Source organism: Comamonas sp. w2-DMI, from assembly GCF_040187735.1.
In the GTDB taxonomy this organism is placed as follows: domain Bacteria; phylum Pseudomonadota; class Gammaproteobacteria; order Burkholderiales; family Burkholderiaceae_C; genus Comamonas; species Comamonas terrae.
In genome coordinates this window covers 81,166-106,848 of the sequence record NZ_JBANEL010000005.1, presented here as the reverse complement: position 1 = coordinate 106,848, position 25,683 = coordinate 81,166, and the positions used below count along the sequence as shown (strand labels likewise).

Annotated in this window: 25 protein-coding genes; 17 read left to right on the top strand and 8 right to left on the bottom strand. The window is 67.5% G+C overall.

Annotation, left to right across the window (positions count from 1 at the left end):
* Window positions 1-7 precede the first annotated feature (7 nt).
* The 3 genes from V8Z74_RS07445 to V8Z74_RS07435 all read right to left on the bottom strand — a co-directional run bounded on the left by V8Z74_RS07445 (window position 8) and on the right by V8Z74_RS07435 (window position 4,803).
* Entirely contained in the window at window positions 8-1,837 is a 1,830-nt protein-coding gene (locus V8Z74_RS07445) for a methyl-accepting chemotaxis protein (protein ID WP_349708733.1), read from the bottom strand.
* 98 nt (window positions 1,838-1,935) lie between these two features.
* Window positions 1,936-3,219, bottom strand: coding sequence for a C4-dicarboxylate transporter DctA (locus V8Z74_RS07440; protein WP_066474885.1), 1,284 nt, complete (start codon window positions 3,217-3,219; stop codon window positions 1,936-1,938).
* A gap of 288 nt (window positions 3,220-3,507) precedes the next feature.
* Window positions 3,508-4,803, bottom strand: coding sequence for an MFS transporter (locus V8Z74_RS07435; protein ID WP_349708732.1), 1,296 nt, complete (start codon window positions 4,801-4,803; stop codon window positions 3,508-3,510).
* Between the two features lie 189 nt (window positions 4,804-4,992).
* On the opposite strand from V8Z74_RS07435, the gene argE reads away from it, so the two are divergent.
* The 3 genes from argE to V8Z74_RS07420 all read left to right on the top strand — a co-directional run bounded on the left by argE (window position 4,993) and on the right by V8Z74_RS07420 (window position 7,272).
* The gene (gene argE, locus V8Z74_RS07430) at window positions 4,993-6,144 is read left to right on the top strand and encodes an acetylornithine deacetylase (protein ID WP_349708812.1); all 1,152 of its coding nucleotides are present in this window, start codon (window positions 4,993-4,995) and stop codon (window positions 6,142-6,144) included.
* Between the two features lie 132 nt (window positions 6,145-6,276).
* Window positions 6,277-6,771: a DUF3761 domain-containing protein gene (locus V8Z74_RS07425; protein WP_066474890.1), complete on the top strand. Its 495-nt coding sequence runs from the start codon at window positions 6,277-6,279 to the stop codon at window positions 6,769-6,771.
* A 144-nt stretch (window positions 6,772-6,915) separates the two neighbouring features.
* On the top strand, window positions 6,916-7,272 hold the full coding sequence (locus V8Z74_RS07420; RefSeq protein ID WP_066474893.1) for a zinc ribbon domain-containing protein YjdM: 357 nt from the start codon (window positions 6,916-6,918) through the stop codon (window positions 7,270-7,272).
* Between the two features lie 5 nt (window positions 7,273-7,277).
* On the opposite strand, the gene V8Z74_RS07415 is transcribed toward V8Z74_RS07420, so the two are convergent.
* Together V8Z74_RS07415 and V8Z74_RS07410 are read right to left on the bottom strand one after the other, a co-directional pair.
* The gene (locus tag V8Z74_RS07415) at window positions 7,278-7,898 is read right to left on the bottom strand and encodes a pseudouridine synthase (protein ID WP_349708731.1); all 621 of its coding nucleotides are present in this window, start codon (window positions 7,896-7,898) and stop codon (window positions 7,278-7,280) included.
* A gap of 113 nt (window positions 7,899-8,011) precedes the next feature.
* A complete protein-coding gene (locus V8Z74_RS07410; RefSeq protein WP_066474898.1) occupies window positions 8,012-8,896 on the bottom strand; it encodes a LysR family transcriptional regulator in 885 nt (294 codons plus the stop codon).
* Between the two features lie 76 nt (window positions 8,897-8,972).
* On the opposite strand from V8Z74_RS07410, the gene V8Z74_RS07405 reads away from it, so the two are divergent.
* The 9 genes from V8Z74_RS07405 to V8Z74_RS07365 all read left to right on the top strand — a co-directional run bounded on the left by V8Z74_RS07405 (window position 8,973) and on the right by V8Z74_RS07365 (window position 17,186).
* Window positions 8,973-9,458, top strand: a complete 486-nt coding sequence (locus tag V8Z74_RS07405; protein ID WP_349708730.1) for a CidA/LrgA family protein — start codon at window positions 8,973-8,975, stop codon at window positions 9,456-9,458.
* 2 nt (window positions 9,459-9,460) lie between these two features.
* A complete protein-coding gene (locus V8Z74_RS07400) occupies window positions 9,461-10,156 on the top strand; it encodes an LrgB family protein (RefSeq protein WP_349708729.1) in 696 nt (231 codons plus the stop codon).
* Window positions 10,157-10,216: 60 nt separating this feature from the next.
* Window positions 10,217-11,203 carry a YihY/virulence factor BrkB family protein gene (locus V8Z74_RS07395; protein WP_349708728.1) on the top strand — a complete coding sequence of 329 codons (987 nt, stop codon included), beginning with the start codon at window positions 10,217-10,219 and terminating at the stop codon, window positions 11,201-11,203.
* A 73-nt stretch (window positions 11,204-11,276) separates the two neighbouring features.
* Window positions 11,277-12,224: a LysR family transcriptional regulator gene (locus tag V8Z74_RS07390; protein WP_066474904.1), complete on the top strand. Its 948-nt coding sequence runs from the start codon at window positions 11,277-11,279 to the stop codon at window positions 12,222-12,224.
* Between the two features lie 308 nt (window positions 12,225-12,532).
* Window positions 12,533-13,396, top strand: a complete 864-nt coding sequence (locus tag V8Z74_RS07385; protein WP_066474907.1) for a branched-chain amino acid ABC transporter permease — start codon at window positions 12,533-12,535, stop codon at window positions 13,394-13,396.
* A gap of 1 nt (window position 13,397) precedes the next feature.
* Entirely contained in the window at window positions 13,398-14,372 is a 975-nt protein-coding gene (locus tag V8Z74_RS07380) for a branched-chain amino acid ABC transporter permease (RefSeq protein WP_349708727.1), read from the top strand.
* Window positions 14,359-15,123, top strand: coding sequence for an ABC transporter ATP-binding protein (locus V8Z74_RS07375; RefSeq protein WP_066474921.1), 765 nt, complete (start codon window positions 14,359-14,361; stop codon window positions 15,121-15,123). The genes V8Z74_RS07380 and V8Z74_RS07375 overlap by 14 nt, the downstream gene beginning before the upstream one ends.
* Window positions 15,110-15,817: an ABC transporter ATP-binding protein gene (locus V8Z74_RS07370; RefSeq protein WP_349708726.1), complete on the top strand. Its 708-nt coding sequence runs from the start codon at window positions 15,110-15,112 to the stop codon at window positions 15,815-15,817. Before V8Z74_RS07375 ends, V8Z74_RS07370 begins: the two co-directional genes overlap by 14 nt.
* Before the next feature lie 199 nt (window positions 15,818-16,016).
* Window positions 16,017-17,186, top strand: a complete 1,170-nt coding sequence (locus V8Z74_RS07365; protein ID WP_349708725.1) for an ABC transporter substrate-binding protein — start codon at window positions 16,017-16,019, stop codon at window positions 17,184-17,186.
* A 111-nt stretch (window positions 17,187-17,297) separates the two neighbouring features.
* On the opposite strand, the gene V8Z74_RS07360 is transcribed toward V8Z74_RS07365, so the two are convergent.
* Window positions 17,298-18,107: an IclR family transcriptional regulator gene (locus V8Z74_RS07360; protein ID WP_066475400.1), complete on the bottom strand. Its 810-nt coding sequence runs from the start codon at window positions 18,105-18,107 to the stop codon at window positions 17,298-17,300.
* 145 nt (window positions 18,108-18,252) lie between these two features.
* Window positions 18,253-19,026 (bottom strand): ferredoxin--NADP reductase, encoded by a 774-nt coding sequence (locus tag V8Z74_RS07355; RefSeq protein WP_066474930.1) that lies wholly within the window; start codon window positions 19,024-19,026, stop codon window positions 18,253-18,255.
* A gap of 374 nt (window positions 19,027-19,400) precedes the next feature.
* Between V8Z74_RS07355 and V8Z74_RS07350 the strand changes: the two genes are divergently transcribed.
* From V8Z74_RS07350 to V8Z74_RS07335, 4 genes are all read left to right on the top strand, one after another.
* The gene (locus V8Z74_RS07350) at window positions 19,401-20,603 is read left to right on the top strand and encodes an ABC transporter substrate-binding protein (RefSeq protein WP_349708724.1); all 1,203 of its coding nucleotides are present in this window, start codon (window positions 19,401-19,403) and stop codon (window positions 20,601-20,603) included.
* 112 nt (window positions 20,604-20,715) lie between these two features.
* On the top strand, window positions 20,716-22,626 hold the full coding sequence (locus V8Z74_RS07345; RefSeq protein ID WP_349708723.1) for an ABC transporter permease: 1,911 nt from the start codon (window positions 20,716-20,718) through the stop codon (window positions 22,624-22,626).
* Window positions 22,623-23,384, top strand: a complete 762-nt coding sequence (locus V8Z74_RS07340) for an ABC transporter ATP-binding protein (protein WP_349708722.1) — start codon at window positions 22,623-22,625, stop codon at window positions 23,382-23,384. The genes V8Z74_RS07345 and V8Z74_RS07340 overlap by 4 nt, the downstream gene beginning before the upstream one ends.
* Window positions 23,381-24,118, top strand: a complete 738-nt coding sequence (locus V8Z74_RS07335; RefSeq protein WP_349708721.1) for an ABC transporter ATP-binding protein — start codon at window positions 23,381-23,383, stop codon at window positions 24,116-24,118. The genes V8Z74_RS07340 and V8Z74_RS07335 overlap by 4 nt, the downstream gene beginning before the upstream one ends.
* 9 nt (window positions 24,119-24,127) lie before the next feature.
* Here V8Z74_RS07335 and V8Z74_RS07330 read toward each other — a convergent pair whose 3' ends face one another.
* Window positions 24,128-24,988, bottom strand: coding sequence for a LysR substrate-binding domain-containing protein (locus V8Z74_RS07330; protein WP_349708720.1), 861 nt, complete (start codon window positions 24,986-24,988; stop codon window positions 24,128-24,130).
* Window positions 24,989-25,137: 149 nt separating this feature from the next.
* On the opposite strand from V8Z74_RS07330, the gene V8Z74_RS07325 reads away from it, so the two are divergent.
* Complete coding sequence (locus V8Z74_RS07325; protein ID WP_502879481.1) at window positions 25,138-25,674, top strand: cysteine dioxygenase family protein; 537 nt, start codon at window positions 25,138-25,140, stop codon at window positions 25,672-25,674.
* Window positions 25,675-25,683 lie beyond the last annotated feature (9 nt).

Sequence of the window (25,683 nt, the reverse complement as noted above, 5' to 3'; positions counted from 1 at the left end):
GGGCTTGCTAGTACGCCATGCTCAGTGCTCCAGGGCCGGCCTGCGGCTCCAGCGTGAAGCCTGCCACGGTGCGCGAAAGATGGTGGGCCTGCTCGTTGAGCACGGACGAGGCCGCCGTCGATTGCTCCACCAGCGCCGCGTTCTGCTGCGTGGCGTAGTCCATCTCGGCCACGGCCTGGTTGATCTGGCCGATGCCCACGCTCTGCTCGGTCAGCGTACCGCTGATGTCCCCGATGATCTGTGCCACGCGCTGGATGCTGGAGACGATTTCCTGCATGGTGGCGCCTGCGGGATGCACGCGCTCGGTGCCGGCAGCCACGCTGCTGCCCGAGGCATCGATCAGCTCCTTGATCTCCCTGGCCGCCGTGGCGCTGCGGTGCGCGAGGCTGCGCACCTCGGAGGCCACCACGGCAAAGCCCCGGCCCTGCTCGCCGGCGCGCGCGGCCTCGACGGCCGCATTGAGCGCGAGGATGTTGGTCTGGAAGGCGATGGAGTCGATCACGCCGATGATCTCGCCGATCCTGGCCGATGCGCCCGAGATGTCGTCCATGGTGCTCACGGCCCCGGCGACCACGGCGCCGCCCCGGGTGGCCGATTCCCTTGCCGAATGCGCCAGGCGCGTGGCCTGGGCCGCGGCTTCGGCGGACTGCTTGACGTTGGCGGTGAGCTGCGAGAGCGAGGCCGCGGTCTCCTGCAGATGGCTGGCCGAGCTTTCTGTGCGATTGGACAGGTCCTGGTTGCCGGCCTTGATTTCGTCCGTGGCGGTCTTCATGGATTCGACGCCGCCGCGCACGTCCTTGAGCACGGTGCCGATCTGTTCGACGAAGGCATTGAAGGAGGAGGCGATCTGGGCCACCTCGTCCTGGCCGCTGACGGGCAGGCGCTGCGTGAGGTCGCCGCCGCCCGAGCCGATCCGGTCCATGGCGTCGCGCACCTGGGACAGGCGGCGGAAGGACTTGGCGGTCAGCGTGGCGGCCGCAGCCGCGGCGATCAGCGCCAGCAGCACGATGGCGGCGGCCAGTGTCCCGAGCACGCTGCGCAGGCCGGCCGTGGCCTCGGCCTTGTCCAGCGCCACCACCAGCAGCCAGTCCGTGCCCTGGATGGGCCGCGCCCTGAGCAGCTTGGCGGCACCGTCGAGTTCCGCTTCCAGCGGCTGGGTGGAGCCGGCCAGCGAGGCCAGCATGGCCGGCGTGAGCAGCGGCGAGATCTCGGATACCGGCTGGAGCATGCGCTTGCTGTCCGCATGGGCCAGCACCTGGCCGTCGGCGCCGACCACAAAGCCCAGGCTGCTGGGGGTGGGATGGATGGCGGCCACCACGTCGCGCACGCCCGCGAGCGGCACGGCGCCGTTGAGCACGCCCTGCAGCGCGCCGTTGCGCAGCATGGGCGCGACGAAGGCCACGAAGGCCTGGCCTGTCGTGGAGTCGCCATAGGGCTTGGTCACGGCCAGCTTGCCGGCCTGCACGGCGGTCTTGTACCAGGGGCGGGCCGTGGGGTCGTAGCCTGCGGCGGCCTGCGTGGTGGTCTTGAAGCTCTTGTCCTCCCAGCCCACGGTGGTCACGGGAAAGCCGCCGGCCTGCCCCAGGTGCGCGGCAAAGCCCTGCGGATCGCCATGCTCGATCACCGCCGCGGCGGCATTCACGGCCATGGCCCTGGAGGCCACCCACTGGTCGATGGCCATGGCGTTGCCGGCCGCGATGGCATCCAGGTCCTGCTCGATGGTCTGGAAGGTGCTGGCGCGCGTGATGGCATAGGTGGCCGCGCCGGTCACCGCCAGGGCGCAGACCACGGTGGCAGTGCTGATCAGGAGAATTTTGGTGCGCAGGGACTTGAGCATGGGAATCGGAAACGCGTGGATATGTTCTTGAATGGGAAAAGGCGAAGCGGCATCCGGAGCCTCCTGCCCCGGATGCCGCCCGCGCTGCGCCTTAAGCTTCAGCCTGCATCGGCATCCTTGGGCAGGCGGCCGTCGAGCACGGCATGGGCACGCTCGCGGTCGATGTCGCCTTCCCAGGCGGCGATGGCCACGGTGGCCACGCAGTTGCCGATCAGGTTGCCCAGCGCGCGGGCGATGCCCATGAACCAGTCCACCGACAGCACCAGCACCAGGCCGATGGCGGGAATGGCGGGAATCGCATGCAGCGTGGCGGCCAGCACCACGATGGCCGAACCGGGCACGCCGTGCGCACCCTTGGAGGTGACCAGCGCGATGGCCAGGATGGTCAGCAGGTCGGCCATGCTGATGGGCGTGTTGGTCGCCTGGGCGATGAACACGGCGGCCAGCGTGATGTAGATCGAGAACGCGTCCAGGTTGAACGAGTAGCCGGTGGGAATCACCAGGCCCACGGTGGAATCGCGCACGCCCATGTTGCGCAGCTTGGCCATGATCTGGGGCAGCACGCTGTCGGACGAGGTGGTGGCGAACACGATGGTCAGTTCTTCGCGCAGGTAGCGCAGCAGCTTGATCAGGCTGAAGCCGGACAGGCGCATCACCAGGCCCAGCACCACGAACACGAAGATCAGCACCGCCACGTAGAACAGCGCCACCAGCATGCCCAGCTGCTTGAGCGAGCCGATGCCGTACTGGCCCACGGTGAAGGCGATGGCGCCCAGCACGCCCAGCGGCGCCAGCTTGATGATGATGCCCATGATCTTGAACAGCACCATGGACAGCGTGTCCACCAGGTCCGACACGGGCTTGCCGCGCTCGCCCAGCAGGGTCAGCGCGCAGCCGAACAGCACCGCGAACAGCAGCACCTGCAGCACGTCGCCCTTGGCGAAGGCTTCCACCACGGTGCCTGGGATGAGCTTCATCAGGAATTCCACCGTGCCGCCGCTGGTCAGCTTGTCGGCATTGCTGGCATAGGCCGCCATGGCCGAGGGATCGAGCTTGCTGGTGTCCACGTTCATGCCCACGCCGGGCTCGAACACGAAGGCCAGCACCAGGCCCATGCCCAGCGCGATGGTGGTCAGCACCTCGAAGTAGATCAGCGACTTCACGCCCACGCGGCCCACGCGCTTGAGGTCGCCCGCGCCGGCGATGCCGTGCACGACCACGCAGAACACCAGCACGGGGATGATCATCTTGATCAGCTTGATGAAGCCGTCGCCCAGCGGCTTGAGCTTGACGGCGAACTCCGGAACCAGGAGGCCGGCGAGCACCCCGACGATAAGGGCGATCACTACCTGCCCGAAAAGTGATTTTGCAAAACGGCGCATGTCTGCCTCTGCTGTTGGCTAATCTTGTATGCAAAGAAATCTTGTCGTTGCATACAAGAATGTAGACAAGTGGCCTGCAGAAAAACATAGGGGTTTCCTGGGCCGCGCACCGGCTTCGCGGCAAAAGAGCCTTGCCTTTTTTAGGCGGGAAATGAAATGGCGCCCTGCGTCCCCGCTGCATGGGGCCGCCGTCCCTGCGAGGAAGCGGTCCCTCCGGGCCGGCAATGAAAAAAGCCAAGGCGCGTGCCTTGGCTTTTGGCGGGTGCGGCTGCTGCCGCGGGCCGGCGCTCAGCTCTGCTCGTGGGCGCGGGCGTGGATGAAGAACGAGGCAATGGCACCCAGCGCCACGCCGAACATCACGTAGAAGGCCGGCGCCATGGGCGAGCCCGTGGAGCGGATCAGCCAGGTGACGATGAACTGGGCGAAGCCCCCGAACACCATGACTGCGATGTTGTACGCCATGGACATGCCGACCGAGCGCACATGGGGCGGGAACAGCTCGGCCATGACGGTGCTGAACACGCTGAAGAACATGGCCACGAACAGGCAGACCACGATCTGCGTGACCAGCAGCTTGTGCACCGTGGGTCCATCGGTGAGCCAGGAGTACATGGGGTAGAGCACGGCCAGGTAGCCGATCAGCGAGGCAATGGTCATGCCGCGGCGGCCGATGCGGTCGGACAGCGCGCCCATGAACGGCATCAGCACCACCATCAGCGCCGCGCCCGCCATCTGCACGAGGAAGGCGTCGTGTATGGGCAGCTTGAGCGTCACCGTGGAGTAGGTGACGAGGTAGGTGAAGGTGATGTAGATGGAGACCGTGGCCGTCACCACCAGGCCCATGCCCACCAGGGTCTCGCGCGCATGGGCGCGCAGCATTTCCAGCAGGCCCATCTGGCGCACCTTGCCGCTTTGCTGTTCCGCCTGCAGCTGCTTGAAGACCTCGGGCTCCTCCACGTGGCGGCGGATGTAGATGGCCACCGGCACGATGAGCAGTCCCACGGCGAACGGCAGGCGCCAGGCCCAGCCCATGAGCTGCTCCTGCGTGAACAGCTCGGTGATCAGCGTGCCCGTGGCCGCGCCGATCAAGAGGGCCAGCATCTGGCCCGTCATCTGCCAGGAGCCGTAGAAGCCGCGCTTGCCGGGCGGCGCCAGCTCGATCAGCAGCGCCGTGGAGGTGCCGAATTCGCCGCCGGCCGCAAAGCCCTGCAGCAGGCGGGCCAGCACGATGAACAGCGGCGCCAGGATGCCCACGGCCGCATAGGTCGGCGCCAGGGTGATCAGTGCGATGGCCACGGCCATCAGCATGGTCACCAGCACCATGGCGGCCTTGCGGCCCTTGCGGTCGCCGTACAGGCCCAGCAGGATGCCGCCCACCGGACGCATGAAAAAGCCCACGCCGAACACGGCCGTGGTCATCAGGATCTGGTTGATGTTGTCGTCCGGATTGTCGGGATTGCTGGGGAAGAACAGCTTGGCCACGATGGGTGTCATGAAGGCGAAGACCAGGAAGTCATACCACTCCAGGGCATTGCCAATCACGGCGGCAACGATGTTGCGCTTCGATACGGTGTGCGTTGTCACTTGGGTTGTCCTGTTGAAAGGGGCGCGGAGGCGGGACCGCAAAGGCCGACAGCCAGTATGGTGGCCTTTGCGTTTGCCTTACAGCATAGGTGAGAGCACTTACACTTTTCATAAGCACTGACCGCAGCGGCGCCGCCGGCTTCCCGCCCATCAGGAAGGTGCAGGATTCAGAGAACGAACATGACTTGGATGAACACCCGCCAATGGCTGGAGAAACTGGTGTCCTTCGACACCACCAGCCGCAATTCCAACCTGGCCCTGATCGAATGCGTGCGCGATGCGCTGGCCACCCAGGGCATACAGGCCGAGCTCATGCGCTCGCCCGATGGCGACAAGGCCAATCTGTTCGCCACCCTGCCTGCGCAGGACGGCAGCACCGAAGGCGGCATCGTGCTCTCGGGCCACACCGACGTGGTGCCCGTGGACGGCCAGCAGTGGGACACCGACCCGTTCACCCTGGTGGAGCGCGAAGCGCGCCTGTACGGTCGCGGCAGCTGCGACATGAAGGGCTTCATCGCCGCCTCGCTGGCGCTGGTGCCCGAGTTCCTGGCCATGCCGCGCGCCAAGCCCATCCACCTGGCCTTTTCCTATGACGAGGAAGTCGGCTGCGCGGGCGCGCCCGTGATGATCAACGCGCTCAAGCTGCGCGGCGCGAAGTTCGACGGCTGTGTCGTGGGCGAGCCCACGAGCATGCAGGTGGTGGTGGCGCACAAGGGCATCAACCTGTACCGCTGCCGCGTCCACGGCAAGGCCGCGCATTCCTCGCTGACGCCGCGCGGCAGCAATGCCATCGAGTATGCGGCGCGCCTGATCTGCCGCATCCGCGACATCGCCGACCACTTCAAGGCGCACGGCCCGTACGACGAGTTCTACGACGTGCCTTTCACCACCATGACGACCAACCAGATCCAGGGCGGCATTGCGGTGAACACCATCCCCGAGTTCTGCGAATTCGCCTACGAGTTCCGCAACCTGCCGGGCATGCCGGTGGACGGCATCCAGAGCCAGGTCGAGGCCTATGTGCGCGAAGAGCTGCTGCCGCGCATGCGCAGCGAATATGCCGAGGCGCGCATCGATATCGAGGCCGGTGCCAGCGCGCCGGCCCTCGAGGCTTCGGAAGAGGCAGCCATCACCCAGCTGGTGCGCGCGCTGACGGCCGACCAGGACAAGCGCAAGGTGGCCTATGGCACCGAGGCCGGCCTGTTCCACAACGCCGGCATTCCCACCGTGGTCTGCGGCCCGGGTTCCATCGAGCAGGCCCACAAGCCCAACGAATTCGTGGAGCTGGCCCAGCTCGATGCCTGCGAGCGCTTCCTGCGCAAGCTGGGCCGGTCGCTGTAGACCTGGAGCGCCGGTTTCCCCGGCTGTGTCCTGCGGTTTTCCCCGGTTTCGGCCGGCTTGCCGTTTGCCAGCGCTCGTAGCAGCATGTGCGGGTCACGCCTTTGTGACGAAGACCTCGCTAGGAGCGGATCTATGCGCAACATCTGGAAAGTTTGGCTGGCCTCGGCCTTGATGACTGGTTCGTTTGCAAGCTTTGCCCAGACCCCGGCGGCGCCGGCAGCGGCCGGCACGCAGACCTTTGTGTGCAAGGACGGCAGCACGACGAGTGCGGCCACGTCCAAGGGCGCCTGCAAGGGGCACAAGGGCATAGACAAGGACGCCACGGCCAAGGCCGCCGGCGCGGCTCCCGCTGCAGCGCCTGCCGCAGCGGCTCCGGCAGCCAAGGCCGCGGCCCCCGCAGCGGCGGCAGCCCCAGCGGCCGCGCCGGCCGCCAAGTCGGCCAAGGCACCTGCCGCGACCCCGGCTCCCGGCGGCGGCCCCGGCATGGTCTGGGCCAACGAGAACACCAAGGTCTACCACTGCCAGGGCGACCGCTACTACGGCACGACCAAGAACGGCAAGTACATGACCGAGGCCGAGGCCAAGGCGGCCGGCATGCATGCCTCGCGCAACAAGGCCTGCTCCTGACATCTCTGCCGCATGCGTGCAGGCACTGCCCCGGGCGGGGCGGTGTTTCCGGCGCGGAAAGATCCCGGCCGGCCCGCAGCGGCGACAATCACCGGGTCGGGCGCGCTTCGCGCCCTTTTCCATTCACTGCTTCCCGGTCCTCCCATGTCCCAGACGATTCCGGCCTGCCCCCAGTGCGGCCTTGAGAACACCTATGCCGACGGCGCCAGCTACATCTGCCCCGACTGCGCCTTCGAATGGCCTGTGCAGGCCGCTGAGGAAGAGGGCGACGCCGGCGCGGGCGACGGCATCGTGCGCGATGCCAACGGCAATGCGCTGGCCGACGGCGATGCCGTGATCCTGGTCAAGGACCTCAAGGTCAAGGGCTCGTCCTCGGTGCTCAAGAAGGGCAGCAAGATCAAGGGCATCCGCCTGGTCGACGGCGCAGACGGCCACAACGTGGACTGCAGGACCGAGCTGGGCTCCATGCTGCTCAAGTCCGAATTCCTCAAGAAGGCCTGAACGGCTCAGGCCGGCGCCGCGTCCTTCCACTGGCCTGGCGCCAGCCCGTCGATCGAATACGGGCCTATGGCCACGCGCACCAGCCGCAGCGTGGGATGGCCGACGGCGGCCGTCATGCGGCGCACCTGCCGGTTCTTGCCCTCGCGGATGACAAGCTCGATCCAGCAGTCCGGAATGTTCTGGCGTACGCGTATCGGCGGCTCGCGCTCCCACAGCGCGGGCGCGGGCTCCAGCCGGCGCGCCCTGGCCGGCAGCGTCATGCCGTCGCGCAGCTGTACGCCGTCGCGCAGGGCCTGCAGCGCGGCTTCGTCGGGAATGCCCTCGACCTGCACCCAGTAGGTCTTTTCCATCTTGTGGCGCGGATCGGCGATGCGGGCCTGCAAGGGGCCGTTGTTGGTCAGCAGCAGCAGGCCTTCGCTGTCGGCATCCAGCCGGCCTGCCGCGTGCACGCCGGGGACGGCGATCCAGTCCTTGAGCCCCTGCCAGCGCCCTTCGGGCGTGAACTGGCTGAGCACGCCGTAGGGTTTGTTGAAGCACAGCAGCCGCAGCGGCTCCTGCGGCCCGGCCGCGGGCGCATTCAGGAGGCGGGCAGGGCGGCGGGAAGGAGGTGGAAAACGGGAAGGCATGGGAGCGCGAGCATAGCCTGCGCCAGGGCGGCATGGCGCTGAACGGATATTGCTAAAAGAGGCCAAACATGCCGCAAGCGCTTGTCCATCCAGCGCGGGCAGCTATGCTTTTTTCAGGGCTGCTGCGGATAGATTTCGCGGGCGCAATCCAGGAAGGCGCGCGCCGCGCGCGACAGGTAGCCGCTGCGCCACATCAGCACCACGTCCCAGCCCAGCGCCGGGGCGATCAACGGGCGGCTGGAGACGCGGGCCGGATCGTACTGGGCGATCACATGCTCGAACATCACGGCCACGCCCACGTCGGCGGCCACCAGGTCGCCGATGAAGTCCCAGTAGCGCGTCTGCAGCTTGACCTGCGGCTCGAAGCCCGCGGCCGCACATTGCTCGAGCACGGCGTCGTGCAGCGCAAAGCCCGAGGTGTAGAGCACGAACGGCAGGTCGCGCAGGTCGCTCCAGCGCATGGGCTGTTCGGGATTCCTGACGCGATGGGCCGCCAGCGCCACGCGGGTGTGCTGGCGCGCCAGCGTATAGCTCTCCAGCCCGGCTTCGCTGCCGTTGAACAGACCGAGGGCCATGTCCAGCGTGCCGTCCAGCACGCGCTGGCGCTGGGCCTGGGCGCCCTGTTCGTCCACCTGCAGGGTGACGCCCGGATGGCGCTGCTGGTAGCGCGCGATCACCGGCGCCATGTAGTGCCCGAACGATGGCAGGATGCCCACGGACAGCTCGCCGCGCGCAATGCCGTCCACCTCGGCCACCTCCTGGCGCAGCAACCGGGCCTGGTCCAGCACGCCGCAGCCACGCTCGTACACCACGCGGCCGGCATCGGTAAGCTGCACGCCGCGGCCCTCGCGCAGCAGCAGCGGGCCGCCCAGCTCGTCCTCCAGGGACTTGACCATCTTGCTGATCGTGGGCTGGGTGACGTGCAGCGACTGTGCGGCGCGGGTGAAGCCGTTTTGCCGGACGACCTCGATGAAGTAACGCAGGGCGCGCAGGTCCATGGATATTCACTTGTTGCATCGAAAAAATGAGAATAATTCATTTTTAGAATATTGGTGTAAACCCTATACTCGATCCATGTCGAAAACATTGGATGACTCTGCGGCCGGCGGGCGGCCGCGCCTGCCCATCGGGGCATGCGCGGCCCTGCAGGCCGCCAAGGTGGTGCTGCAGATCGCGCTACTGAGCACGATCTGGCTGGCCGTGGACATGGCGCGCCAGCGCTTGGGCTGGAGCATGCCGGCCGGGCTGATCGGCTTTGCGCTGCTGGCCGTGGGGCTGTTCACCGGCCTGGTCAAGGCGCGCTGGCTGCAGGGCGGCACCAACTGGCTGCTGGCCGAGATGCTGCTGTTCTTCGTGCCCGCCATGCTGGTGGTCACCGAGTATCCGGACCTGATCCTTCACCAGGGCTGGCGCATCCTGGCCGTGATCGTCACCAGCACGGCCTGCGTGATGGCCGCCACGGCGCTGGCCGTGGACCGCGTCTACCGGCTGGAGCTGTGGCTGGCGCGGCGCCGCTCCACGCGCCATGCGGGCCGGGCGGCTTTCCGCGCGGGGGTGTAGCCATGCTTTCCAACCAGGTGATCGGCGTCGTCTCCCTGCTGGCCACGGTGGGCTGCTACTGGGCCAACAAGCGGCTGTACCGCCGGCATCCGCATCCGCTGCTCATGCCCATCGTGGCCACGCCCATTGTGCTCATCGGCCTGGCGCTGCTCACCCATGTGCGCTATCCGCAGTACATCGCCCAGACGCACTGGCTGGTCTGGCTGCTGGGCCCGACCACGGTGGCCTTCGCGCTGCCGCTGTACGAGCACCGCGGCATGCTGGCCAGGCACTGGATGTCCATTGCCACGGGCGTGGTGGTGGCCAGCGTGGTCTCCATCGGCACCACGGTGCTGCTGGCCCACTGGTTCGGCCTGTCGGACGCGCTGCAAAAGGGCCTGGCCGTGCGCTCGGTGACCACGCCTTTCGCCATCGAGGCCGAGCGCGTGCTCGGCGGCCCCACCGACCTGGCCGCGCTGTTCGTGCTGATGACCGGCGTGAGCGGCATGCTCATGGGCGAGACCGTGCTGCGTCTGCTGCCCCGGGTGCGCAGCAAGCTGGCCGCGGGCTCCCTCTTCGGCGCCGCGGCGCACGGCGCCGGCGTGGCCAAGGCACGCCAGGCGGGCGAGGTGCAGGCCGTGGTCGCCTCGCTGGTGATGATGATCGCCGGCGCGCTCAATGTGCTGATCGCGCCCTGGGTGCGCAGCCTGCTGTTCTGACGGCCCAGGAGCGGCCCCTTCTGACAGGCCGCGCAGATGGCGCGGCAGACAATAGCCGGCATGGCTTTTGACCTCTCCTCGCTGCAAAGGCGCGCCCAACCCCTGCTGCGGCCCGTGCAGCCGCTGATCGATGCCACCGAGCTCTGGCTGCAGGCCGGCGGCCCGCGCATGAGCGCCGCCATGTCGTTCTACGGCATTCTGAGCCTGGCCCCGCTGCTGGTGGTGGTCGTCGGCCTGCTGGGCTGGTGGCTGGACCGCAGCTACGTGGAAAGCACGCTGATCGGGCAGGTGCAGGGCGTGGCCGGCGAGCGCGTCGCCCAGGTGGTGCAGGGCGCGCTGTCCAGCGCCAGGCGCGCGGACGAGGGCTCGCTGGCGTCCGCGCTGGGCCTGGTCATGATGGTGTCCGGCGCCACCGGCGTGTTCGTGGAGCTGCAGGCCTCGCTCGAAAAGCTCTGGAGCGTGGGCGAGCCCCCGCTGGTGCGGCAGCGGGCCGCCTGGTGGAGCCTGGCCATGGCGCGCGTGCGCGGCCTGTCCTATGTGGGCGGGCTGGGCTTTCTGCTGCTGGTGTCCATGCTGCTGTCCACCATGATCCAGCTGGTCACCAAATGGGCCGGAGACCAGCTGCAGCTGGTGCCGCTGGGGCCGCTGCTGCGGGTCATCAACGAAAGCGTGTCCTTCGTCATCGAGGTCATCCTGTTCCTGGGCCTGATGCGCATCGGCCAGGGCATCAAGCCGCGTGTGCGCCATCTGCTGTGGGGCGCCGTGGTCGGGGCCGTGCTGTTCACGCTGGGCAAGCAGGGGCTGGCCTGGTACCTGTCCACGGCGGCCGTGGTCTCGGCCTATGGCGCGGCGGGCTCGCTGGTGGTGGTGCTGATGTGGTTCTACTTCACCTCGGCCATCCTGCTGTTCTCGGCCGCCACGGCCAAGGCCTGCAGCCGCTGCGACATGCGCCTGGCCCATCTCTGGCGCGGGCGGGACGGCGACGCGCAGGACAAGCCGGCCCAGGGCAACGGCCCGCAGCCCGGCCACGCGGGCGAAAATATATGAAAAATGCGGCATCCGCGCTCTGCCATCCTGCGCAAGCCGCTATTGTTTTTCATTCACCACAATAACAAGCATCATGGACCGTTTGCTGACCATGCGGGTGTTCCAGTCCGTGGCCGACGAAGGCGGCTTTTCCGCCGCCGCCCGGCGCCTGGACATGTCCGTGCCCACCGTCACGCGGCTGGTGGCCGACCTGGAAGAGCACCTGGGCACACGCCTGCTGCAGCGCACCACGCGCAGCGTGAGCCTGACCGAGGCCGGCGAGGCCTACCTGGAGCGCGTGCGCGGCATCATCAGCGATGTGGACGACGCGTTCTCCATGGCCCAGGCGCACACGGTGGAGCTGTCGGGCACGGTGCGCGTGCTCATGCCCCCGGTCTTTGCCGAGCACGTGCTGGCGCCGCTGATCACGCAGTTCCATGCGCAGTACCCCAAGGTCATCATCGACGTGTTCGTGGAATCGGCCACCGAGGCCGCGATCGGCGAGTACGACATCACCTTCCTGAGCGTGTCCGAGGGCTACAACGGCAACGTGATCGCGCGCCCCATCGTCAGCACCTATGGCTTGGCCTGCGCCTCGCCCGAGTACCTGCGCAAGTTCGGCACGCCGCTGCACCCCAGCGACCTGAGCGGCCACCAGGTGCTGCTGCGCCGCTCCCACCTGACGCGCGGCGACCTGCTGCACATGCACCGCATCGACGATCTGCGTGAGGAGGTCCCCGTGACGGTGACGCCGGTGCTGGTGGCCAACCACACGGGTACGCTGCTGCGCGCCACGCTGGACGGCGCGGGCATCAGCACCCAGCCGCTGGACCTGATCGCCCGCCACCTGAGCGCGGGTAGCCTGTGCCATGTGCTGCCGCAGTGGACCAGCGGCGTGTTCACGCTCTACGCCACGCTGCCCTCGCGCAAGTTCATGCCCGCGCGCGTGCGGGCGTTCCTGGACTTTCTCGTGGAGAACACGCGCGGCAACATCGCCGGCGTCCTGCCGGCCGAATTCCCCACGCTGCCGCTCACGCAGTGAACCGGCGGCCCGGGCCCTGGTGCGCCCGGGGCTGTCATCTGCGTTACTCCACGGGCCTCCGATTGCTCGGGGTTTGCCCCATGAATTCCGCACTGCAGAATCTTCCTCTTGTTGATCGCAAATAGCGCCCTCTAAGCTGGCCCGGCAGATGCGCAAAAGCCGCACTGCATGAGAACGGTTCCACGCGCTTCGCGCCCCCGCGCGGAGGCCGGGAACACGTTCCGGACCACTAGGGAGACAAGCATGCGTGACAACACCTCGATCCGCCGGCCCGGGGGCTGGCGGATTTCCCGGCACAGGGAGGCGTGATGGACGTCTTTCTGCAACAGGTGCTCAATGGGCTGACATTGGGCGGCATCTACGGTTTGGTGGCCTTGGGGCTGACGCTGGTGTACGGCATCCTGCACGTGCCCAACTTCGCCCACGGGGGCTTTTACATGATCGGCGCCTTCGTCGCCCTGCATGCCATGGTGGCCTGGAGCTGGGGCTACTGGCCGGCGCTGCTGATGGCCGCGGTGGCGGTGGCCGTATTGGGCATCGCGAGCGAGCGGCTGGTGTTCAACCCGCTGCGCAAGGCTTCGCCGCTGCATCCCAAGATCGCCTCCATCGGCCTGCTGCTGTTCCTGGAGGCCGGCGCCCAGGTGCTGTGGGGCGCGGACTTCCAGCGCATGCCCACGCCCTACACCAGCATCATCGAGATGGGCGGGCTGACGGTACCCGCCCAGCGCCTGCTGATCATCGCCGCGGCCTTTGCGCTGATGGTGGCCCTGCACCTGTTCCTGACGCGCACCGTGACGGGCTCGACCATCGTGGCCATGGCGCAGAACCGCGAAGGCGCCTCGCTGGTGGGCATAGACGCCAACCGCGTGTCCATGATGACCTTCGCCATCTCGGGCCTGCTGGCCGCCGCGGCCGCCACGCTGTACGCGCCCATCAACCTGGTCTATCCGGCCATGGGCCACCTGGTCATCACCAAGGCCTTCGTGATCATCATCCTGGGCGGCATGGGCAGCATTCCGGGCGCCGTGCTGGGCGGGCTGATCATCGGCTTCGCCGAGAGCTTCGGCGCCTACTACATCTCCACCGACTACAAGGACATCATCGCCTTCGTGCTGCTGGTCGTCATTCTGTCGCTGCGCCCCCAAGGGCTGTTTGCCAAGAGGAGCCGCTGAGATGAAGAACCTGATCGACAGCCGACTGGCCTGGGCGCTGCTGCTGGCGGCGGCCATCGCCTTTCCCTGGGTGGCGGGCAACGACTACCACCTCACGGTGATGAGCACGGCCTACATCTTCGCCATCGCCACGCTGGGCCTGAACCTGATTACCGGCTACACGGGCCAGCTCAACCTCGCGCACGCGGGCTTCATGGCCGTGGGGGCCTACACGGTGGGCATTCTCACGGTGGACCACGGCTGGACCTTCTGGGCCGCGCTGGCCATGTCGGGCCTGGTCTGCGCTGCCCTGGGCTATGTGATCGGCATCGTCTCGCTGCGCCTGAAGGGCCACTACTTCTCCATCTTCACGCTGTGCGTGGGCTACATCATGTTCCTCGTGATCGAGAAGTGGGAAAGCCTGACCCACGGCACGGTGGGCATCATGGGCATCCCCGAGCCCGAGGCCATCGGCGCGCTCACCTTCGACACGCCGGTACGCCTGTACTACTTCGTGCTTTTCTTCCTGGTGGTGCTGGTGTGGGTGATGCGGCGCATCGTCAAGTCGCTGCTGGGCCGCACCTTCATCGCCATCCGCAACAGCGACGAGCTGGCCGAGGCCCTGGGCATCAACCTCATGCGCAACAAGGTGCTGGCCTTCATGCTCAGCGTGTTCTACGCGGGCATCGCGGGCGGGCTGTACGCGGGCTTCGTTCGCTTCATCGGCCCCGACATGGCCGGCGTGCACCACACCTTCGACATGATGATCTTCGCCATGGTCGGCGGCATGGGCACGGTGCTGGGGCCGCTGCTGGGCGCCATCGCCATGCCCTGGCTAACGCAGTCGCTGCAGTTCCTGCAGGAGTACCGCTTCATCGTCTTCGGACCGATCCTCGTGGCGCTGGTGATCTTCCTGCCGTACGGCGTGGTCGGCAGTTTTCTGCAGTGGCGTGCGCGCCGCGATGCGAAGGAGGGCAAGCCCCATGCTCAAGATTGAACGCCTGACCAAGAAGTTCGGCGGCCTGGCCGCCGTGAACGACGTCACCACCACCATCGAGGAAGGCAAGGTCAACGCCATCATCGGCCCCAACGGCGCGGGCAAGACCACCTTCTTCAACCTCATCAGCTCCATGCACAAGCCCACCAGCGGCACCATCACCTTCGACGGGCAGGACGTGACCTCGCTGCGGCCGGACCAGGTGGCGCGGCTGGGCATTGCGCGCACCTTCCAGACCACCTCGCTGTTCGACCGCGCCACGGTGCTGGACAACCTCATCGTGGGCCACCGTCTGCGCACGCGCTCGGGCCTGTGGGACGTGCTGCGCGGCTCCAGCCGCCTGCGCGAGGAAGAGCGCGTGTGCCGCGAGAAGGCGCGCGAGGCGCTGGACTTCGTGGGCCTGTCCCGCATCGCCCACCGCGTGGCCGGCGACATCACGCAGGAGGAGCGCAAGCGCGTGGCCTTCGCGCTGGCGCTGGCCACCGATCCCCGGCTGATGCTGCTCGACGAGCCCGCGGGCGGCGTCAACCCCGAGGAGACCGAGGGCCTGGCCGAGCTGATCCGCAAGATCGTGCGTCACGGCATCACGGTGGCGCTGATCGAGCACAAGATGAACATGATCATGAGCCTGGCCGACAAGATCCTGGTGCTCAGCTACGGCGAGAAGATCGCCGAGGGCACGCCCGAGGAAATCCGCCGCAACCCGGCCGTGATCGACGCCTACCTGGGGAGCGAGCATGCTGAAGTTTGAGAACGTCTCGCTGAAATACGGCAGCTTCCTGGCGCTGGACCGCGTCAGCCTGCATGCGGACCAGGGCGAGCTGGTGGTGCTGCTGGGCGCCAACGGCGCGGGCAAGAGCTCGCTGTTCCTCACGGCCAGCGGCATCCACAAGGCCGCGGGCGGCTCCATCGCCTGGCAGGGGCAGGAACTGGTGGGGCGCAAGCCCTCGGCCATCGTGCAGGCCGGGCTGGTGCAGTGCCCCGAGGGGCGCAAGCTGTTCCCGCAGATGACGGTGCGCAAGAACCTGGAGCTGGGCGCCTATGTGCACCGGCGCGACCCCGGCCCCAGCCAGCAGACGCTGGAGGAAGTGTTCGAGCTGTTTCCCATCCTGCGCGACAAGCAGCACGACCCCGCCGGCTCGCTGTCGGGCGGCCAGCAGCAGATGGTGGCCATAGGCCGCGCCATGATGGGCCGGCCCCGCGCGCTGCTGCTGGACGAACCCTCGCTGGGCCTGGCGCCGCTGGTGATCAAGCAGATGTTCGAGGTCATACAGCGCATCAACCGGGCCGGCACCACGGTGCTGCTGGCCGAGCAGAACGCCTATGCGGCGCTCAAGATCGCCCACCGCGCCTATGTGCTGGAAAACGGCCGCATCGTGCGCGAGGGCGTGCCTGCGGAGCTGCTCGCGGATGACTCCATCCGCAAGGCTTATATAGGAGCCTGACACCCCCTGAGCTGCCGCGCAGCTTCCCCCTCTCTCGCTGCGCGGGAGGGGGACGACGCCCTCGCTGCGGGGCGGCGCGGCCGGCACAGGCCCTTGCTGGGCGTCTCTGGCAAGGGCCGTGTCCGGAGCAAAGCTCGGCGCTCAGTGGCCTTTTACGTTTTTTTTTCACGCGACACGACCATTTGCAAAGGAGACAGACATGACAGCATTTCCCCTGTTCACCCGCCGCCGCATGACCGCCGTGGCCCTGGCCGGCGCCGTGCTGGCCGCGGGCCCCGCGCTGGCGCAGGAAGTGGTCAAGATCGGCTATTCGGGCCCGCTGTCCGGCGGCGCCGCGCAGTACGGCAAGAACGTGCTCGACGGCATGCAGATGGCCGTGGCCGAGCTCAACGCGGCCGGCCCCGAAGTGGGCGGCAAGAAGGTCAAGTTCGAGATCGTGGCGCTGGACGACAAGTACAACCCGTCCGAGACCGCCATCAACGCCCAGCGCCTGGTGCAGCAGCACAAGACCGCGGCCATCCTGGTGCCGCACTCGGGCGGCATCTTCGCGCTGCAGACCACCAACGAGCGCAGCAACTTCATCGTTCTGGCCTACAGCTCCGTGCCCCAGATCACGGCGCGCGGCAACAAGCTCACGCTGCGCATTCCGCCCGAATTCACCTCCTACATCACGCCGTTTTCCAAGTACGAGATGGAGCGCTTCGGCAAGAAGGTGGCCATGATCGGCGCCGACCATGACTACGGCAAGGCCTGGGCCGCGGCCTTCAAGCCCGGCTGGGAGAAGCTGGGCGGCACCGTGGTGGCCGAGAATCCCATGAGCTACAACCGCGCCACGGACTTCTACAGCGGCGTGAGCAAGGCCCTGGCCGAAAAGCCCGACGTGCTGTTCGTCGGCGGCGCTTCCGAGCCCACGGCCCTGGTCGTCAAGCAGGCGCGCGAGCTGGGCTTCAAGGGCGGCTTCATCATCATGGACCAGGCCAAGCTCGACGAGATGGCGCGCGTGCTGGGCGGCGACTACAAGGTGCTCGAGGGCGCCATCGGCGTGATGCCGGTCTCCGAGGACAGCAAGCCGGCCAACCAGGCCTTCGTGCAGCGCTTCGGCAAGGCCTATCCGGGCCGCATCCCGGGCTCGGAGGCGCAATGGAACTACACGGCCGTGCATGCCACGGCCAAGGCCATGCAGCTGGCCGGCACCACCTCGGACCCCAAGGCCATCCATGCCAAGCTCGACGCGGCCTACAAGGCGCTGGCGGCCGACGTCAACCCCGGCGGCGTGATGGGCGTGGATGCTAAGGGCGGCACCCTGACCCGCGAGCGCGGCGCCGCGGTCAAGAACGGCAAGATCGAGCCCGTGCAGACCGAGCATTGATCCATCGCGCAAGATGCTGAAAGCATAGCTGCCAGCGCACGGCAGGTGAAGATTTCATATGCAAATCCATTTGAAACCTTTCACTGTCAAGCGCTGGCAGCTATTGTTTTGTCAGGCCGCCTGGTCTATGGCCTTCTGCAGGCGGCGCACCATGCGCTCCAGCTCGGGCTGCACGCGCTGGCGCAGGAAGTCGGCCGAGACCAGGCGGCTGGGCCCGCCGCAGCTGATGGACATCAGCGGCAGGCCGCGGCCCGGCGAGAAGGCCATGGCCACGGCGTTGACGTTGCTCTGCCAGTCGCCAAAGGAATGGCAGACCTGGCTGCGGTTTGCATCGCCGGGCAGCGGCCATTGCGGCAGCTGCGCCATGGCGGCCTGCCATTGCTCGGGCGCATGCGAGCGCAGGTAGTCCAGCGCCTGCTGGCGCTCGGCGGCCGTGCTGGCAGCCAGCCAGGCGCGGCCTATGGCTGTGGTCGCCAGCGGCAGGCGCGAGCCCATGTCCAGGTCGCGGTGGGCAAAGCCGGGGCTGGGGCAGTGCTCGATGTAGATCATGTTGTGCCGGTCGCGCGTGCCCAGCGCGACCTCGGTGCGCGTGGCCACGGCCAGCCGGTGCATCAGCGGCCGCGCGATCTGGCGCACGTCCAGGCGCGAGAGCATGGCGCTGCCCAGGGCCAGCGTGGCCGTGCCCAGGCGGTACTTGCCTTCCTCGGGCACATGGATCAGGTAGCCCAGCTCGGTGAGCGTATAGGTCAGCCGCGAGACCGTGGACTTGGGCAGGCCGCAGCGCCTGGCGATATCCTGGTTGCCCAGCAGCTTTTCGCCCGAGCGAAAGCACGACAGCACCTCCAGCCCGCGCGCCAGCGCAGTCACGAAGCGTCGGTCAAGCGGGTCGGAAGCCGGGGCGGGGCGCAGCGAGGAGGGCATGGCCGCATTATGGAAAGGCCTGCGGCTGCCGCTCTGGAAAAAGCCCCACGCATGCGGTCCGGCGGCAAAAAAGCCTGCGCGCACAAAGGCGGGCAGGCTTTGGTGGCGGCAGCGCGGGGCTGCCATCCGGGGGCGTGACGCCGGCTTATTTCTCGACGAAGGCGCGCTCGACCACGAAGTCGCCGGGCGTGGTGGTGTTGCCTTCCTTGAAGCCGCGGCTTTCCAGCAGCTCCTTGAGTTCGGCCAGCATGGCGGGGCTGCCGCACAGCATCACACGGTCGGTCTCGGGATTGAGCTCGGGCAGGCCGATGTTCTGCGGGAAGGTGCCGGCATTAATCTGGTTGGAGATGCGGCCCTGGTTGCGGAAGGGCTCGCGCGTCACCGTGGGGTAGTAGACCAGCTTGTCCTTGACGATCTCGCCGAGGAACTCGTGCTCGGGCAGTTCCTTCTCGAACAGTTCCTGGTAGGCCAGCTCGTTGATGTGGCGCACGCCGTGCACGACCACGACCTTCTCGAACTTCTCGTAGGTCTCGGGGTCGCGGGCCACGGCCAGCCAGGGCGCCAGGCCGGTGCCGGTACCGATCAGGTACAGGTTCTTGCCGGGCAGCAGGTAGTCGATGAGCAGCGTGCCCGTAGGCTTCTTGCCCACGATGATGGTGTCGCCCACCTGGATGTTCTGCAGCTTGGAGGTCAGCGGGCCGTCGGGCACCTTGATCGACAGGAACTCCAGGTGCTCTTCGTAGTTGGGGCTGGCGATGGAATAGGCGCGCAGCAGATTCTTGCCGTCCACCTTCAGGCCGATCATCGTGAAATGGCCGTTGGAAAAGCGCAGCGAGGTATCGCGGGTGGTGGTGAAAGAGAAAAGACGGTCGGTCCAGTGGTGGACCGACAGCACGCGTTCTTCAAGAAAAGCACTCATGATCGTCTACAAAAATCAATGCAGGTCAGACGGAGCTGCCGTTGCAGCAAAAGCCCGGCGGATTGCCATGAAGGCGTTGGTGGCGAAACACGCGGGCAGAAACTGCCTAATGCGATAGCTGCCGTTTGCCAAGCGGGACAACCTATATTGTCCGGGAAATGGCGGCAAATGGGTGCATCGCATGCCAATGTCTTGAGATTGATTAGTGATAAGCAGAATGACGCCGCCTCCATGCACCCTGGCCCGGCCTGGCTTGACAGCCGTTTGCGCGCTGAACTAGCATGGCCGCCTGTGCTCCGCAAGGCAGCACTTCTTTTTCATCTATTAATACTCAAACTGAGTATTAGTACAGACAAAATACGAGGAACGTGACGATGCAGATGCGCTGGACCCTGCCCCTGCTGACCCTGGCCGCGCTGCCGGCCTGGGCGCAGGGCGTGATCAAGATCGGCGAGATCAACAGCTACAAGGCCCAGCCTGCCTTCCTGGAACCCTACAAGAAGGGCATGGAGCTGGCCGTAAGCCAAGTCAATGCTGCCGGCGGCATTGCGGGCCGGAAGCTGCAGCTGGTCACGCGCGACGACAACGCCAACCCCGGCGATGCCGTGCGTGCGGCCGAGGAGCTGTACACGCGCGAGAAGATCGATGTGCTCACGGGCAGCTTTCTCTCGCACGTGGGCCTGGCGCTGACCGACTACGCCAGGCAGAAGAAGCGCTTTTTCCTCGCCTCGGAGCCGCTGACCGACAAGATCGTCTGGGCCGACGGCAACCGCTATACCTTCCGCCTGCGCGGCTCCACCTACATGCAGACCGCCATGCTGGTCGAGCAGGCCGCCAAGCTGCACAAGAAGCGCTGGGCCATCGTCTATCCCAACTACGAGTACGGCCAGTCGGCCGTGGCCACCTTCAAGAAGCTCATGAAGGAAAGGCAGCCCGACATCGAGTTCGTGGCCGAGCAGGCCCCGGCCTTGGGCAAGATCGACGCGGGCTCGGTGGTGCAGGCGCTGCAGGATGCCAGGCCCGATGCCATCTTCAACGTGCTGTTCGCCACCGACCTGGGCAAGTTCGTGCGCGAGGGCAATACGCGCGGCCTGTTCAAAGACCGTGAAGTCGTCGGCCTGCTCACGGCCGAGCCCGAGTACCTGGATCCGCTGAAGAAGGAAGCGCCCGTGGGCTGGACCGTGACCGGCTATCCCTGGTATTCGATTTCCACGCCCGAGCATGCGGCCTTCCTCAAGGCCTACCAGGAGCGCTTCAAGGAGAGCCCGCGCCTGGGCACCGTCGTGGGCTACAACGCCATCCAGTCGATTGCCGCGGGCCTGCGCAAGACCGGCGGCAGCGCCGATACCGAAAAGCTCATCGCCGCCTTCAAGGGCCTGGAGGTGGATACGCCCTTCGGCCGCATCACCTACCGCGCGCAGGACCACCAGTCCACCATGGGCGCCTATGTGGGCAAGACGGCCTACGACGCCAGGCTGGGCCATGGCGTGCTGGTCGACTACCGCTATGCCGACGGCAAGGACTACCAGCCCTCGGACGAGGACGTGAAGAAGCTGCGGCCCGCGGCCGCGAACTGATTGGGCATCGGCGAAAATGCCAGGCCACCTGCACTGCCGCAGGTGGTTTTTTCATGTCCGAGATCGTGAACCCGTTCTGAAGGGAGAGGTGGATGCCGACAAGGAGCTCTGCATGAGCGCGACCGGGCTGCTGGCCCAGCTGCTCAACGGCCTGGCCAGCGCATCGTCGCTGTTCCTGGTGTCCGTGGGGCTGTCGTTGATCTTCGGCGTCACGCGCACCATCAACTTCGCCCACGGCTCGTTCTACATGCTGGGGGCCTTCATCGCCTACAGCAGCGTGGAAGCGCTGTCGCCCCATATCGGCTTCTGGCCCGCGCTGCTGCTGGCGCCGCTGGCCTGCGGCCTGCTGGGAGCGGCCGTGGAAATGCTGCTGCTGCGCCGCATCTACCAGGCACCCGAGCTGTTCCAGCTGCTGGCCACCTTCGCGCTGGTGCTGGTCATCAAGGACGCGGCGCTGTGGCTGTGGGGCCCCGAGGAGCTCTTCGGCCCGCGCGCCGCGGGTTTCGAGGGCTCGGTGCAGATCCTGGACCGCCGGTTTCCTGCCTACGACCTTCTTTTGATGGCCATCGGCCCGCTCGTGCTGCTGGGCCTGACGCTGCTGCTGACCAAGACGCGCTTCGGCACGCTGGTGCGCGCGGCCACGCAGGACCGCGAAATGGTCGGCGCCCTGGGCGTGAACCAGGCGTGGCTGTTCACCGCCGTGTTCGCGCTGGGCACGCTGCTGGCGGGCCTGGGCGGCGCGCTGCAGCTGCCGCGCGAGCCGGCCAGCCTGGAGATGGACATGCTGACCATAGGCGCGGCCTTCGTAGTGGTGGTGGTCGGCGGCATGGGCAGCATTGCCGGCGCCTTCATCGCCGCGCTGCTGGTGGCCGAACTCAAGGCCGTGTGCATCTGGCTGGGTGTGCAGCAGATCGCCGGCGTGGAGATCTCGTTTTCCAAGCTCACGCTGGTGGTGGAATTCCTGGTCATGGCCGTGGTGCTGGTATGGCGGCCCTGGGGGCTGCTGGGCAAGCCCCAGGCGCTGGCGCGCAGCGGCGGCGAACCCGAGCAGCCGCTGCGTCCCGCGGGCCGGGGCGCCGGCGCGGCCTGGATCGCCTTGCTGGCCGCGCTGGTGCTGCTGCCGCTGGTGACGGGCGCAGGCGTCGGCAGCTATGCCGCCGTGCTGCTGACCGATATCTTCATCGCCGCGCTGTTCGCGGCCAGCCTGCATTTCATCCTGGGGCCGGGCGGCATGCACTCGTTCGGCCATGCGGCCTACTTCGGGCTGGGCGCGTATGGCGCGGCGCTGCTGGTGCGCCTGCTGGCGCTGCCCATGGAGGCGGCGCTGCTGCTGGGCCCGCTGGTGGCCGCGGCCGGCGCGCTGCTCTACGGCTGGTTCTGCGTGCGCCTGTCGGGCGTGTACCTGACCATGCTGACGCTGGCCTTCGCCCAGATCAGCTGGGCCATCGTCTTCCAGTGGGACGATTTCACGGGCGGCAGCAACGGCGTGACCGGCGTCTGGCCGCCGGAGTGGGCATCGAGCGGCGCGGTTTTCTACTGGGTGGCGCTGGCCGTATGCGCCGCGGGCCTCTGGCTGCTGCGCCGCCTGCTGTTCTCGCCGCTGGGCTATGCCCTGCGCGCCACGCGCGACTCGGCGCTGCGCGCCGATGCCATCGGCGTGGACGTGCGCCGCGTGCAGTGGACGGCCTTCGTGATCGCGGGCTTGTTCGGCGGCCTGGCAGGCGCGCTGTTCGCGTTCTCCAAGGGCGGCGTGGCGCCCGATGCCATGTCGGTCACCAAGTCCGTCGATGCGCTGGTCATGGTGCTGCTGGGCGGCGTGCAGACCCTGGCCGGCCCTGTGGCGGGCGCGGCGGTGTTCACCTGGCTGCACGACACCGTGGCGCGCAACACCGAATACTGGCGCGCGCTGATGGGCTCCGTCATGCTGGTGCTGGTCCTGGTGTTTCCACAGGGGATTTCCGGTTTTGCCCAGGCACTGCAGGCGCGGCTTGCTCCTGGAAAAAGAGAGGAACCCCAGCCATGAGCCTGCTGCAGATCGAGGGCATCAGCAAGTCCTTTGGCGGCGTGCAGGCCGTGCGGAACGTCTCCTTCGGCCTGCAGGCCGGCGAGCTGCTGGCGCTGATCGGCCCCAACGGCGCGGGCAAGAGCACCACCTTCAACATGGTGGGCGGGCAGCTCGCGCCGGACAGCGGGCGCGTGCGGCTGGCCGGGCGCGACATCACGGGTCTGCCGCCGCGCGCCATCTGGCGCCTGGGCGTGGGCCGCACTTTCCAGATCGCCCAGACCTTTGCCTCGCTCACCGTGGCCGAGAACGTGCAGATGGCCTTGCTGTCGGCCAACCGGCGCATCTTTGCCTGGTGGAGCCGGGCTGCTGCCCATCGCCGCGCCGATGCGCTGGCGCTGCTGGAGCAGGTGGGCATGCGGGCCCAGGCCGACCGCCCCTGCAGCGAGCTGGCCTATGGCGACGTCAAGCGCGTGGAGCTGGCCATGGCGCTGGCCCATGGCCCCCGGCTCCTGCTCATGGACGAGCCCACGGCCGGCATGGCGCCCGGCGAGCGCGTGGCACTGATGCAGCTGGCGCGCCGTATCGCGCGCGAGCGCCAGATGGGCGTGCTGTTCACCGAGCACAGCATGGACGTGGTCTTCGGCCAGGCCGACCGCGTGGCCGTGCTGGTGCGCGGCCAGTTGCTGGCCGAAGGCACGCCGCAGCAGATCCGGGACGATGCGCGCGTGCAGCAGGCCTATCTGGGCACAGGCCTGGTATTGGAAAAATCCGCATGATCGACCCTGACACGAAGTTGCTGGAGGTCGAGGACCTCAACGCCTGGTATGGCGCGGCCCACATACTGCATGGCGTGTCGCTGGCCGTGGGGCGTGGCGAGGTGGTGGCGCTGATGGGGCGCAACGGCGCGGGCAAGTCCACCACGCTCAAGAGCATCGCCGCACTGGTGCCAAGGCGCGAAGGGCGCATACGCTTCATGGGCCGGGCGCTGGAGAAGAAAGCCCCGCACCAGATTGCCCGCTGCGGCCTGGGCTATGTGCCTGAGGACCGGCGCATCTTCACCGAGCTCACGGTGCTCGAGAACCTCGAAGTCGGCCGCCAGCCGCACCGGCAGTGGCCGGACGGCACGGCCGTGCCGCACTGGACGCCGCAAAAGCTCTTCGCGCTGTTCCCCAACCTGGGCGAGATGCCCGACCGCCCGGGCGGGCGCATGAGCGGCGGCGAGCAGCAGATGCTGTCCGTGGCGCGCACGCTGATGGGCCAGCCGTATCTGGTGCTGCTCGACGAGCCCTCGGAAGGCGTGGCGCCGCTGATCGTGGAGCAGATGGCGCGCACCATCCTGGAGCTCAAGGCCCGGGGCATGGGCATTCTGCTGAGCGAGCAGAACCTGCCGTTTGCGCAGGTCGTGGCCGACCGCGCCTATGTGCTCGAAAAAGGCCAGATCGTGCATGAGGGGCCCATGGCCGAAGTGGCCGGCAATGCGCAGGTGAGAAGGCAGTACCTGGGCGTGTGAGCGCCGCCGCTATCCGGCCGAAAGGCGCACGCGCGCCCTGAGGTTTTCGAACACCTGGCGGGTCACGGGATTGACCACATGGCTGCGGATGTAGAGGTGGTAGACCAGATCGGGCAGGGCGGGCATGCCGTCGCCCGCGCCCAGCACGCGCAGGCCGGGGTCCAGCTGCTCCACGCCGCGTGCCGTGACGCCCAGGCCCGCGCGCAGCGCCGCGCGGATGCCGACCAGGCTGGTGCAGGTGTGGCGCGGTGTCCAGGCGATGCCGGCCGCGTCCAGCGCGTCGCAGCCCAGGCGCCGGAAGATGCTCGGGCCGTCGGCCATGACCAGGGGCACGGGCCGGGCCGGGTCGTGCGCATAGCCTGCGCCGCAGAGCCAGACCGTGGGGCTGGAACGCAGCACAAAGCCTTCGAAGCCCGGGTCCTCGCGGTTGGAAATGGCCATGTCCAGCTCGCCCTGGCGCAGCGCTTCCATGAGAAAGGGGCTGCGGTCCACATGGATGTCGATCTGCATGCCGGGGAAGTTCAGCGCGATCTCCTGCAGCACGGGCGGCAGCATGGTGTCGGCCGCGTCGTGCGGCGCGCCTATGCGCACCAGGCCCTGCACCTGGCGCTGCTGCAGATTGCGCAGCGCCTCGTCGTGGATGGCCAGCATGTGACGCGCATAGCCGAGCAGGCGCTCGCCATGGTCGGTCAGGCGCTTTTGCCGGCCCTGTTTCTCAAACAGCGCATGGCCTATCTTTTCCTCCAGCCGCTGCATCTGCTGGGTGATCGCGGATTGCGTGCGGCCCAGCTGCACGGCCGCGGCGGCAAAGCTGCCCTTGGCGCCTATGGTGGCGAGCGTGCGCAGCAGGTCCAGGTCGAGCGTGTCCATACTTCAATTTTATTGAAGTATTTATTGGAGCCACCTGGATTGTTGGCCCTGGGCCGCATGGCTAAAGTGGACGCAACGACTTGAAGGAGCCCCGCTTGAACCCGATCACCGAACAACGCCAGCAGGCCGTGGATACGGCCATTTCGTCCATGAAGAGCGTCATTGGCGCAGGGCCGGCCACGCGCGCCAGCCTCGACGCCGTGCTGCAGCAGCTGCTGGGCCTGGCCGCGCGGCGCGAGCTGTGGCAGCAGGCGGACTATCCGGCCCCCGAAGCCGGCGAGCACCAGGCGCGCTACCTGATCGCCGAGGACCCGGACCAGAGCTATGCGCTGTACCTGAACGTGATGCGCCCCGGCAAGAAGATCGTGCCGCACAACCATACGACCTGGGCCTGCATCGCCGCCGTCGAGGGCACGGAGCACAACCGTGTCTACGAGCGCACCGACGACGGCTCCGTTCCCGGCAAGGGCACGCTGCGCGAGACCGGCATGGTGGTGGTTGCGCCCGGCACGGGCATCGCGCTTATGCCCGAGGACATCCACTCGGTGGAGATCCGCGGCGAGCAGGTCATACGCCACCTGCACATGTACGGCCGCGCGCTGGAGACGCTGAACGAGCGCACCAGCTACGACCTGGAAGCCGGCACCTGCCAGACCATGTCCATCGGCGTGCAGACACGCCGCTAGCCCGCTTTT

Excerpts from the sequence above, each read along its gene's own strand:
- V8Z74_RS07445 (WP_349708733.1), bottom strand. The coding sequence starts at position 1,837 with ATGCTCAAGTCCCTGCGCACCAAAATTCTCCTGATCAGCACTGCCACC.
- V8Z74_RS07440 (WP_066474885.1), bottom strand. The coding sequence starts at position 3,219 with ATGCGCCGTTTTGCAAAATCACTTTTCGGGCAGGTAGTGATCGCCCTT.
- argE (WP_349708812.1), top strand. The coding sequence starts at position 4,993 with ATGAACACCCGCCAATGGCTGGAGAAACTGGTGTCCTTCGACACCACC.
- V8Z74_RS07425 (WP_066474890.1), top strand. The coding sequence starts at position 6,277 with ATGCGCAACATCTGGAAAGTTTGGCTGGCCTCGGCCTTGATGACTGGT.
- V8Z74_RS07420 (WP_066474893.1), top strand. The coding sequence starts at position 6,916 with ATGTCCCAGACGATTCCGGCCTGCCCCCAGTGCGGCCTTGAGAACACC.
- V8Z74_RS07415 (WP_349708731.1), bottom strand. The coding sequence starts at position 7,898 with ATGCCTTCCCGTTTTCCACCTCCTTCCCGCCGCCCTGCCCGCCTCCTG.
- V8Z74_RS07410 (WP_066474898.1), bottom strand. The coding sequence starts at position 8,896 with ATGGACCTGCGCGCCCTGCGTTACTTCATCGAGGTCGTCCGGCAAAAC.
- V8Z74_RS07405 (WP_349708730.1), top strand. The coding sequence starts at position 8,973 with ATGTCGAAAACATTGGATGACTCTGCGGCCGGCGGGCGGCCGCGCCTG.
- V8Z74_RS07400 (WP_349708729.1), top strand. The coding sequence starts at position 9,461 with ATGCTTTCCAACCAGGTGATCGGCGTCGTCTCCCTGCTGGCCACGGTG.
- V8Z74_RS07395 (WP_349708728.1), top strand. The coding sequence starts at position 10,217 with ATGGCTTTTGACCTCTCCTCGCTGCAAAGGCGCGCCCAACCCCTGCTG.
- V8Z74_RS07390 (WP_066474904.1), top strand. The coding sequence starts at position 11,277 with ATGGACCGTTTGCTGACCATGCGGGTGTTCCAGTCCGTGGCCGACGAA.
- V8Z74_RS07385 (WP_066474907.1), top strand. The coding sequence starts at position 12,533 with ATGGACGTCTTTCTGCAACAGGTGCTCAATGGGCTGACATTGGGCGGC.
- V8Z74_RS07380 (WP_349708727.1), top strand. The coding sequence starts at position 13,398 with ATGAAGAACCTGATCGACAGCCGACTGGCCTGGGCGCTGCTGCTGGCG.
- V8Z74_RS07375 (WP_066474921.1), top strand. The coding sequence starts at position 14,359 with ATGCTCAAGATTGAACGCCTGACCAAGAAGTTCGGCGGCCTGGCCGCC.
- V8Z74_RS07370 (WP_349708726.1), top strand. The coding sequence starts at position 15,110 with ATGCTGAAGTTTGAGAACGTCTCGCTGAAATACGGCAGCTTCCTGGCG.
- V8Z74_RS07365 (WP_349708725.1), top strand. The coding sequence starts at position 16,017 with ATGACAGCATTTCCCCTGTTCACCCGCCGCCGCATGACCGCCGTGGCC.
- V8Z74_RS07360 (WP_066475400.1), bottom strand. The coding sequence starts at position 18,107 with ATGCCCTCCTCGCTGCGCCCCGCCCCGGCTTCCGACCCGCTTGACCGA.
- V8Z74_RS07355 (WP_066474930.1), bottom strand. The coding sequence starts at position 19,026 with ATGAGTGCTTTTCTTGAAGAACGCGTGCTGTCGGTCCACCACTGGACC.
- V8Z74_RS07350 (WP_349708724.1), top strand. The coding sequence starts at position 19,401 with ATGCAGATGCGCTGGACCCTGCCCCTGCTGACCCTGGCCGCGCTGCCG.
- V8Z74_RS07345 (WP_349708723.1), top strand. The coding sequence starts at position 20,716 with ATGAGCGCGACCGGGCTGCTGGCCCAGCTGCTCAACGGCCTGGCCAGC.
- V8Z74_RS07340 (WP_349708722.1), top strand. The coding sequence starts at position 22,623 with ATGAGCCTGCTGCAGATCGAGGGCATCAGCAAGTCCTTTGGCGGCGTG.
- V8Z74_RS07335 (WP_349708721.1), top strand. The coding sequence starts at position 23,381 with ATGATCGACCCTGACACGAAGTTGCTGGAGGTCGAGGACCTCAACGCC.
- V8Z74_RS07330 (WP_349708720.1), bottom strand. The coding sequence starts at position 24,988 with ATGGACACGCTCGACCTGGACCTGCTGCGCACGCTCGCCACCATAGGC.
- V8Z74_RS07325 (WP_502879481.1), top strand. The coding sequence starts at position 25,138 with ATGAAGAGCGTCATTGGCGCAGGGCCGGCCACGCGCGCCAGCCTCGAC.